We start from the raw sequence: 9,648 nt of genomic DNA, 5'->3' as shown, positions 1-9,648 counted from the left end.
GAGTATCATCTTCAGCTTTGCTTTGAGTATCATCTTCAGCTTTGCTTTGAGTATCATCTTCAGCTTTGCTTTGAGTATCATCTTCAGCTTTGCTTTGAGTATCATCTTCAGCTTTGCTTTGAGTATCGTCTTCAGCTTTGCTTTGAGTATCGTCTTCAGCTTTGCTTTGAGTATCGTCTTCAGCTTTGCTTTGAGTATCATCTTCAGCTTTGCTTTGAGTATCGTCTTCAAATTCATCTTTTTTTACATATGCATCAAAAACCTCTCGATATAAAGGGTGAAATTTTCCACTTTCCCAGAGGTTTTTTATGAAATGACGGACTTTAATGATTTCCATCCGACCTCCTCAAATAACTCATCAAGCACAGGGACTATTTCATTGATGGCTTCAACATGACTTAAAGCTGAATAATCACCTAATGGCACTTCTCCAGCTTGCCAATGACCCATTTGGAAATTGATTAACTCAGGGCAAATGTTTTTCTTTAATAAGTGGGATTTTAACCAATGTCGTCCAGCATTAGCAGGCAGTTGTATTTCATTTTTACAATAGTTTACAAGCTCTGAGGGTGATAAGTTTGTCGCTACTACACTATTGCCTTGTCTATTTAAAAAAAAGAAAGGACCTTGTTCTTTACGTGAATTTCGGATGACTTTGTACCATTGTGTTGCCTGAGTATGATTAAAGCTCAACACGTGTTGCTGAACGTCAACTATGTTGTCAATCGTACTGCACATCTTTGGCAGTAACACGCGCAACAATGAACGTAAACACCCTAAGTGACGTTTATATTCGTTCAATTGAGATACTAAAATATTGGGCACTGCGACAATACGAGAATGACTAAAGTCAGAATCGTCTTTGTCACTTATCCCCATTAAATTTAATAACGGTAAAAATAAAGCAAATGTCGGTAACGGATTCCAAGCCGCTCTATAGCCCGTTCCAAATAGCAACATCCAGGCTGTATAAGCGGTAAATGCATTATGATATTCAATCATATCTGACAATCGATGATGAAAACCAGGTATAGACGCTGACACTCGCTTTGTTAACGAGTTAATTAAGGTTGATATAGCATCATTTGTAGGCGTGAAAGATGACCCTATGAAAGGATTAGTTTGATCAAAATGTCGAAGTTCAAATAATGAAATCGGTAGTGGTTTGCCCGAGTACCGTTGAATATCTTGTTCAACATTTTGCCATAATTTGCAGAGTTGCTCGGTTCTAAAAAGATCGCTGACATTCGCGTAACTTCTCGCAACACGAGTCGTGTACATATGCACTGCATAGCTATAGTCGATAAAAATAGGATCAATAACATCAGTTGAATTAAGATAATAACTAACAAAGTTAACCAATCGTCGGACACTTACGCGGCCTGAAGCATGTCGATCGGATAGCTTTTTTAGCTTTCGCACGACTGTACTCGTAATTATTTTTGAATCTTTTTCATTAAGGATGGGGCCGGTTAACTGAGCTCCCCTATTTGAAACTATGAGCTTTTGTAAAAACTCGGGGCATGGCGTAAAAACCTCCTCTTTAACTTCTCTTAGCCCTTCGTTATCCAGCTTAGCTTTTGCTGAATGGCTTACATAGAAGAACCACCACCCTTGCCCAAGTTCATCAATATACAAGCCCTGCTGTTTTCTAGATAAATCTGTAAATACGACTAAGCTTTGTATTTCTTCTACAGATTTACTCAATAGCAACATTAGCCATATTACTATCGCCATTTCGCGGTTGGCTGGTCGATGCCCCATCAGGATTAATTTTTCAATGAGGAAGTTAAGCTCTTCAGGCATTAATAATTGTGTATTTTGTATGCCCATATTATGAGAGCGACGAACACTTGCGGTGACATCTATAGCATTTCTATTTTGTACGTGCTTATTGAAAGGAATAGCTGTGTCGAGTAGTTCTGTTTTATCACGTTTAGTATCTACGTCACGGTTATTAATGACAAATGTCTGAGCAGCATACTGGTCATCATCATTTAAACCTTCACTATTAGGTATTAAAGGTTCGTCAGGGAGCAATGCAAATATGTCATCATGGGAGCCGACAATCGGGATCGCAATGGGATCTGCATAACGTTTAGGTACTCTATCAATTGCAGGTCTTCTTCGAGTGATATGTTTTGCTGGTTTCCAATCATTGGAAAAGAAATGACACAGTGTTCGAAGATAATTTTTATGTGGTAGATATGGCCATGTTTCTTTACTTGTAAGATATTGATCTAGTTGGTGGGCAATGGCCGTTGGTGAATCGGCCGATGTATTTGGTATTGTCTCGCGTACAAAATTCAGTTCTGGGGCAGTGGTTCTCATGAAAAGCCTGAAATTAGAGCAGGCATCTTCTTCCCTTGTTGAAGATTCCCTTGCTAAGTCTTTGTCTCTGAGGGTATCTAACACTGAGTAATAGTGCTTGATGAATGTTGCAAATAATTCGCATGATTTTATCGTCAGGTTGTACTCATAAGATTTAAGCAACACAACATAAAAGGGATATTCACTGCACCACCCTTTTTGATACTTGGTCCGATGATATTCTTTGCTGATATAACGGTCCTCGATATCAAAACTATACTTGTGCAATGCATCAAAAATATAGGTTGCCAAATGCAACTCTTTCATTATCGATTGTGCTGAGTTAAAAGATATATTTCGTATACCATCTATCATTCGAATTACTTGTTTAAGTCCCCCGAGAGATTCTGGGGCGAATATACGCTCAACAAATTCATCTAGATCTTCACTCACTTCGTCTTTGCCAATTTGCGGCATTTTGAGTTCGCAATATCGACATATATGCTCTATTAAATGTTGCTTGATACTTGTCATTTTAATCTGACCGTTTTAGTGCTGACATGTAACCACTCACACAATTGTGTTTTGGTTTTTATCATTGGAAACAGCGACTGCCATTGTGGGGAGTTAAAAACTGATGGTTGTTCATCAGTGACAAACCATGCAGATAAAGATTGAGTGATTGAATCTCCTGTGACATTAACAAACTGTTTTAATAACGGCCTAACAATATCATTGAGCATTAATAAATGGAGTGTGTCTTTATTAGGGCGCCGAGGTAACACAATACAAGGTACTAGAGCTTTGGCATCACCAGCATATATTTTACATAGCTTTTGATAGGTCAATAATCCAGAAATTAAACGATAATAACCTGCCTGAGTTTTACTTGCTAACAAGGGTGCTTGGTATGAGTCGAGCAATATTGATGCGGGGGATTCGACGCTATCATCTGAGCTTGGTTTTAGAGTACTAAGAAGGTTAAACGATTCACAGAAGGTTTTAAGCGAACGCTCAAGTTGAATTTGATTAAATGCAACCATCTCGAGTTTAACGTCGACTAGCAACTTATCTAAACTCTTATTGAAATGCTCAGCATGTACGTTCATCACTCCCCCTAAACGACAAAATAGTGGTCAATTTCGACATTTTCATATTGTGCCTAAATCGTGCCCACTTCAAGCAAAAATATTGCGAATATTCGCTTAAATTATCGAAAATGAGATACTGATTACGATACTAAAACCTGATAAATAAAGGGATACAGCTGAAATGTAGAGTTTGGAGAGATTTACTAAAATTAAATATAACACGTCTTGACATGGTAGGGGTCGGTGGTTCGAGTCCACTCGGGTGTACCACTCTTTTCAAAGAGTCTAAACATTGAAATTGTAATAAATGTAAACAATACACCCGTAGCTCAGCTGGTTAGAGCACTACCTTGACATGGTAGGGGTCGGTGGTTCGAGTCCACTCGGGTGTACCATTTCATGCAGTAACTCCTCGTTAAAATTTTTAGATTCATCATATTATTCAAGACAATCTACCCAGAGCAAAATTGTTTTAGTTCATTAATGTAATGCAATATTACTGATGTTTAAACATGTCTGTTAACGTGAAAATTTATGAAATAATAGCTACAAGTTTTTTAAACTTAATCGTATTGTAACCCTCCCTTAAAATCACAATGTAATTTCGAGTCTGTGGTGCGAGCACGACATCCTATTCTAAAGTAATCTTTGGTGTACGTAATTCATAAGCAGAAGAGGTATCGAGACTTTTGTTGAGTTGTTCGTCCATTAACTCGTATTCCCTAATGATTATCGGATATCCGATGATGTTATTTTGATCAATATTTTATTGATTAAGACTTAGATAACATTCCAATAAAAATAGATTGAAGTTTGTGCATAGTTTAAGAATACAAATCGTCAGAAATACTAAGCCAAATGCGTTCATATCATTTGTTATTATTTTTTGTACTGACCTGACACTTTGCTTTTGGCTTGTGAGGGCTTAGATCTGCTCGCGCTTTTAACCAATACATAATTAAAGCGATAGTATTTACTGTAACAATAATACTTAATACTACGATGATTATCAGCCAGTTGTCTGTCATTTAGCATTAGTAAAAGTAATTAACACTTTTACTAATGCTAAATCACACCAAATTTTAACCTATTGATTTATATAAAACGGAGTAATAACTCACACCTCAAGGTGTAATAAAGTTACCAAGTGAGTAATATAAATTACCTCATTTTCTGTTTATATTGATTAAAATCGATGACATTACTTACTGTTTTAATGGTTGTATCCGGTTGTTGAGTAATCGATATATTGCTGATTAGCTCATCTACATCAGATGTATTATCATCGTTTGGTATTAACAAAATGTCTTGACAGTAATCCATCATGTTCACAATAGGCATAAATTTTTTAGTTTTATTTTTTACTCGCTTCATTTGAGTGTTTAGATGAATCGACAAATCAGTACTCAGATCCTCTGTCAGCTCATTAAGCCCTTGCTCCGCCAACATTTGGGTTATCCAAAGTGCGGCATCACTAATATGGCCGCTAATGCTTAAGTCGGTATTTTTAACCCAGTGAGTATCCATGTTCACCTCAGATAACTCACTTAATAGCATAGCAATCTCACTATTTGGTATGGCGCGCAGTTGCTGCAAGGTTTCCGCTAATGAGTATTGCCACTGCATTTGCAAGCGTGCAGCTAATTCATCCAGCGTTAACTTGGTATCAACCGGAATAAATACTGTAAAGCGGCTGTTTGCTTCACAGGCAATGATGGTTTTATGATGTGATTTGTAGGCATTGTCGATAATGTGTAATTGCCAGCAAAATGTTTGTTGGTCTGACTCTAAGGCATGGACGCCGACTCTGTGGCCCTCCTTCGTAGGCAAGCGAGGTAAATCGGCTTTAAGCCATTTGTTGAGAGCATTGGTTGTTGATAGTAATAATGTCATCTTGTCTTCGATCTGTTTAAATTATCTAAATATCTGAATAATGTTTACTTATCATCTCTTTTAGGCAAATAAATATAAGTACTCGCCCGATTAGCTAAGGTCGCACTTCTCTCTAAATGATTCATCCATTCTTTATCATCTAGTTGCTCAAGCCAATGTGCAATATAACTAATAGATAATGCTCTTACCTTTTTATTTATACCAAAACGAGCACACAAGAAGGAAGACCCTATTTCGGCGACTAATTCTTCAAAAGCATACCTATTGTCGCTAAAATGTCCGAATTCACGATTACAACGTGTTTCATGACCAGTCCAATGTATCATCTCATGTAGTAAGGTTGCGTAATAAGCTTTAGTACTATCTTTTGCCTTAAACAATTCTTTATGAGGCATCTTAATCATATCGTCATCATAATAGTAAGCCGCATTACCATCTTCTTTTGAGTATTCGATATTAATTGCTAATTCATCAATACGGCGTGACAGCACAGATATATCTCTTACTTTAGTGTCAGCAAAATTTTTACCTGTGTAACCTATCACTTCATCTGCATTATATACGATGGATATTTTTCGCCCAAAAGTACTTTCTGTTCGATGATTATCATCATTGTCAAACTCGTCTGCATTTTCAACTTTAAAGTAATGAAAAACAGGTGCTAACTTTGCACCATGCTTTAGTTCATAACCAAGTTTTTTCCATTGCTGCTGTGTTGCCCACAAATTACTCTTATAACCATATACTTGGGCTATTATTGAGAGGAAAAACCACGAATGAAGCGATTTATATTCCCTATGACTTTTAGCATTGTAATGGTTACTTCCGTTAATCGTTGACAGCCATTCCGGCAAAAATTCTTTGTTATTTTTTCTTAGACCACGATTAATATTGGCAAACACATCGGCGTCTAATTCCCAATTAGCTGTTGTAATTTGAACAATATCAACTAAGCGTTTTAGTTGTTTAAATAATGGTTGTTCTAGAAAAACTAGCAAGTCTTGAGCTGACTCAAAATCGTATTCGTGTATGTCTAAAGTATTTAAAAAATCACACCACCAATCAAATTCTTCTAATAAGGACTTTACACCACCTTTAGTGACATTAGCCCACTCTTCATTAGGCGAACTGTTAAATAACTGTTCTAGGCTAGAGGTATTATGCTTATAAGCTAGCGCGCTTAATATCTCTGAATAAGGCAATCCGAGCCATATTTCTAAGCTAGCAATCTTTTTTGATGCTTGCCTTAAACCATTGATACTAGCGTTTAAACATTGATCTTCATCTAACCAATTTATTGGATTTGAGGTTGATTGTGTTTTATACAAGAAAGAATTGAATTGAGTATTACCATGTAATTCAGCACTTCGAGTTAACAGGCTTTGAATCGTACGCCCTGTTATTAATGCATACTCTTGTTGTATGAAAAAATTCTGCCTAAATTCAGTTAGGTTAACCATATTATTAAAATTCCGTTTTATTATTCAATCATCATTGTTTGACTGCTAATTAGCGAGCCAGTTATACCGGTCTTTAATTTGGTATTATTTCGACCAATTCATCATCTGCCCAGCTATATGATATAAGTGTTATTTCGTACAAGCTCATATCGCAACAGTTAATCACTTCTAGCTTCATATCATTTAATTGTGTTTCAAAACAACCATCTATGAGTTCTTCATTATCAAACTCTTCGGCTTTAAATTCATAGCAGCGTTTTAAATAACCTGAGAAGCCAATTTGATGTTCAGCGGTGACCTTTACATCATTATCAAGCTGTATATCAATATCCGACTGCGAAAATTCAGTTTGCACTTCATGCTCAAATTTTTCTAGCATGGTAGGTATATTACCTTCAGCATCAGCTAAATCCTCTGATGTAAGTTCATGCGTTATCACTAGCTGAAATTGAGCCATAATTTCAAAAACTGCACTGTCTGACATACAGACCTCCTCGGCTTGATATTGTATAAGTGGTTAAAGCGTGCCAAAAGCTAAATTAAACATGCTTTTTTTAATGAAGATGGAGTAGATAGCTCTGGATGGCAATTCAGCACATCATAACAATCAGCCAACTCACGGGCTTCACTTAAAGATTGGCGAAAGATTTTTAATGAATCAGTCAAGGTAATGTCCTTATCTAAATATTTCTAACCATTGATTTTATGTTTATGCTGCAACACTTTAATTGTTATCCATTTTCAATCATTAATGTCATCATTTTTTGACTTTGATAACGCAGAGTTACTTAAGTAAGGTACCTTACCCGATGGAACTAAATTAGCTGCAGCATCTAAGTGAACGTCCTGATCATCAAAGAAAATATGTGGTCTAAAGGCTTTCAATACTTTAGTTTTTTCTACACCACCTAAGAAAAATGCCTCGTCGACATAAACTCCCCAATGCCTCAATGTTTTAATTACTCTCATTTCAGATGGACTATTACGAGCGGTGACTAGTGCAATTCGTATAGGCGAGTATTCTACACGGATAGGAAGTCGATCTTGCAGCCGCGATAATTTATGTAGCAAACTAGCGTAAGGTCCTTCGGTCATAGGAATGTTTTGCTTAGCATCTTCTTGCGCATGAAAAGCTGCCATTCCTTCAGTCTTGTAAACCAATTCACTTTCATCGGAAAACAATACGGCATCACCATCGAAGGCGATGCGGACTTGACCCTCGGGTATTTCTGGCGCATCCGTTGGCGGTGCTTTTAATATTGCCGCGGCACAGTTCTTGGAGTCAATCACCTGCTGAGCATCTTTAACATTGGTGGTGAGAAACAGATCCACATCAAAGGCATCAAGGTAATCAGCAACGGTTTCACCTGCGGTAAAGGCTGAACGGGTTATATTGAGCTTGTAGTGACGAATGGTATTAAGCACCCGAAGACCAGTATCAGGGCTATTTCGTGACATCACCACGACCTCAACAAGAGGGCCATTGTCCTGCTGATATTGATTAAGGCCAAGTAAAGCTTTAATCAGAGGGTAACCAGTGCCAGGCTTTAGCGGCTCATCTTCGTGTTCCAGCATAAACTCGCGGTATTTTTCAATAGCAGTATCAGGATCTGACTCAAAGGTTTCCCTGAAAATTTGGTCAGATTCCGCCATATCGAATAGGGCCGTGGCTGAAATACCAACGACTAATGTATTAGAGAGATCTAGTGGCATAAAAACATCCTTGTTTCAGAGGCTTGTATTCAAGCATGAAGCTTTGCTTAACTCAAACTTTTTTGACAGTAAAGTAAAATAATTATGACAAATGTAACCATCCCTTATATTGATCATATTTTAAGAGATGGTTACATTTACACCATCATATTTTGACAAAAATCTTCGATAGATCATAGAGAAAGCTCTATTAAAAGAGTAGTATTACAGTCTATTTTTTGATTCAAACAACGAGACTTGTCATGAAATTCCTTGTTGATACTCACGCTCATACCATTGCTTCTACTCATGCTTGTGTAACCCTCCCTTAAAGTCAGAATGTTTTAAATAGAGTTTTCCATTTACACTAAACCAAATGGAGAATTACATGAAAAAGACACGTTTTACTGAAAGCCAAATTATCAACATCCTCAAAGAAGGCGAGTCTGGCGCACTCACCGTGCCAGAGTTATGCCGCAAACATAATGTCGGTCAAAGCACCTATTACAAATGGAAATCAAAATACGGTGGAATGCAAGCCTCTGATTTAACTCGTATGCGGGAATTAGAAGCCGAGAACGCCAAACTTAAAAAGATGTTTGCTGATGTCAGCTTACAAAACATGGCACTCAAAGATATTGTTGAAAAAAAGCTATAAAGCCAGCAGAGCGGAAGGTGTTAGCCCACTATGCCATTCATGAGTTTGGCCTAGGAGTTGTGTTGGCTTGTGATGCGTTACGGATCAGTCGTTGCACATTTTATTATCAACGTAAACGTATCGATGATAATGACATCATTGAGGCCGTATCAGATATTGCTGAGAAGCATAGGGCTTATGGGTTTCGGAAGATATTCAAACGACTACGACTCTTAGGGCATAAATGGAACCATAAACGCGTGTACCGTGTTTATTGTGGTTTGAAGCTTAACTTACGGCGTAAAGGGAAAAAGCGCTTACCTTCACGTGAGCCCGAGCCGCTGGCTGTTCCAGCCAAAGTTAATGAGTGCTGGTCAATGGATTTTATGAGCGATAACTTGTTTTCGGGCAAATCGTTTAGAACGTTTAATGTGATTGATGACTACCATCGTGAAGCTTTAGCAATAGAAGTGGACTCAAGCTTACCTGCGCAACGGGTTATACGTGTACTGGATAGAATCGCAGCCTATCGCGGTTATCCAAAGCGCTTAAGGCAAGATAATGG

General features: G+C 37.6%; 10 protein-coding genes and 1 tRNA gene. 3 read left to right on the top strand and 8 right to left on the bottom strand.

Features of this window, described 5'->3' with window-relative positions; genetic code table 11:
• From ACWXWT_RS18625 to ACWXWT_RS18615, 3 genes are all read right to left on the bottom strand, one after another.
• The coding region (locus ACWXWT_RS18625) for a hypothetical protein (RefSeq protein WP_456043072.1) at positions 1-337 on the bottom strand (337 nt) is incomplete at its 3' end.
• A complete protein-coding gene (locus ACWXWT_RS18620) occupies positions 307-2,844 on the bottom strand; it encodes a hypothetical protein (RefSeq protein WP_456043071.1) in 2,538 nt (845 codons plus the stop codon). The genes ACWXWT_RS18625 and ACWXWT_RS18620, both read right to left, overlap by 31 nt.
• Positions 2,841-3,419 carry a hypothetical protein gene (locus ACWXWT_RS18615; protein ID WP_456043070.1) on the bottom strand — a complete coding sequence of 193 codons (579 nt, stop codon included), beginning with the start codon at positions 3,417-3,419 and terminating at the stop codon, positions 2,841-2,843. The genes ACWXWT_RS18620 and ACWXWT_RS18615 overlap by 4 nt, the downstream gene beginning before the upstream one ends.
• 300 nt (positions 3,420-3,719) lie before the next feature.
• On the opposite strand from ACWXWT_RS18615, the gene ACWXWT_RS18610 reads away from it, so the two are divergent.
• A tRNA-Val gene (locus ACWXWT_RS18610) sits at positions 3,720-3,796 on the top strand.
• A gap of 766 nt (positions 3,797-4,562) precedes the next feature.
• Here the strand turns inward: ACWXWT_RS18610 and ACWXWT_RS18605 are convergent.
• The 5 genes from ACWXWT_RS18605 to ACWXWT_RS18585 all read right to left on the bottom strand — a co-directional run bounded on the left by ACWXWT_RS18605 (position 4,563) and on the right by ACWXWT_RS18585 (position 8,467).
• The gene (locus ACWXWT_RS18605) at positions 4,563-5,294 is read right to left on the bottom strand and encodes a DUF6933 domain-containing protein (protein ID WP_456043069.1); all 732 of its coding nucleotides are present in this window, start codon (positions 5,292-5,294) and stop codon (positions 4,563-4,565) included.
• A 44-nt stretch (positions 5,295-5,338) separates the two neighbouring features.
• Positions 5,339-6,754 carry a zincin-like metallopeptidase domain-containing protein gene (locus ACWXWT_RS18600; protein ID WP_456043068.1) on the bottom strand — a complete coding sequence of 472 codons (1,416 nt, stop codon included), beginning with the start codon at positions 6,752-6,754 and terminating at the stop codon, positions 5,339-5,341.
• A gap of 73 nt (positions 6,755-6,827) precedes the next feature.
• Positions 6,828-7,238, bottom strand: a complete 411-nt coding sequence (locus tag ACWXWT_RS18595) for a hypothetical protein (RefSeq protein WP_456043067.1) — start codon at positions 7,236-7,238, stop codon at positions 6,828-6,830.
• Between the two features lie 50 nt (positions 7,239-7,288).
• Positions 7,289-7,420 carry a hypothetical protein gene (locus tag ACWXWT_RS18590; RefSeq protein ID WP_456043066.1) on the bottom strand — a complete coding sequence of 44 codons (132 nt, stop codon included), beginning with the start codon at positions 7,418-7,420 and terminating at the stop codon, positions 7,289-7,291.
• 75 nt (positions 7,421-7,495) lie between these two features.
• Complete coding sequence (locus tag ACWXWT_RS18585) at positions 7,496-8,467, bottom strand: 5'-nucleotidase (RefSeq protein WP_456043065.1); 972 nt, start codon at positions 8,465-8,467, stop codon at positions 7,496-7,498.
• Between the two features lie 367 nt (positions 8,468-8,834).
• Here ACWXWT_RS18585 and ACWXWT_RS18580 point away from each other — a divergent pair, with 367 nt between their 5' ends.
• Both ACWXWT_RS18580 and ACWXWT_RS18575 read left to right on the top strand, forming a co-directional pair.
• Positions 8,835-9,104 carry a transposase gene (locus ACWXWT_RS18580; protein ID WP_157936128.1) on the top strand — a complete coding sequence of 90 codons (270 nt, stop codon included), beginning with the start codon at positions 8,835-8,837 and terminating at the stop codon, positions 9,102-9,104.
• A 17-nt stretch (positions 9,105-9,121) separates the two neighbouring features.
• On the top strand, positions 9,122-9,648 hold a 527-nt coding region (locus ACWXWT_RS18575; RefSeq protein WP_456043064.1), incomplete at its 3' end, for a DDE-type integrase/transposase/recombinase.

This window comes from Shewanella sp. A22, from assembly GCF_053850585.1.
This window is presented reverse-complemented; position numbering and strand designations above follow the sequence as displayed.

Bases quoted from the DNA above. Each gene is read 5' to 3' on its own strand.
- ACWXWT_RS18605 (WP_456043069.1), bottom strand. From the start codon at position 5,294: ATGACATTATTACTATCAACAACCAATGCTCTCAACAAATGGCTTAAA.
- ACWXWT_RS18615 (WP_456043070.1), bottom strand. From the start codon at position 3,419: ATGAACGTACATGCTGAGCATTTCAATAAGAGTTTAGATAAGTTGCTA.
- ACWXWT_RS18600 (WP_456043068.1), bottom strand. From the start codon at position 6,754: ATGGTTAACCTAACTGAATTTAGGCAGAATTTTTTCATACAACAAGAG.
- ACWXWT_RS18585 (WP_456043065.1), bottom strand. From the start codon at position 8,467: ATGCCACTAGATCTCTCTAATACATTAGTCGTTGGTATTTCAGCCACG.
- ACWXWT_RS18595 (WP_456043067.1), bottom strand. From the start codon at position 7,238: ATGTCAGACAGTGCAGTTTTTGAAATTATGGCTCAATTTCAGCTAGTG.
- ACWXWT_RS18580 (WP_157936128.1), top strand. From the start codon at position 8,835: ATGAAAAAGACACGTTTTACTGAAAGCCAAATTATCAACATCCTCAAA.
- ACWXWT_RS18620 (WP_456043071.1), bottom strand. From the start codon at position 2,844: ATGACAAGTATCAAGCAACATTTAATAGAGCATATATGTCGATATTGC.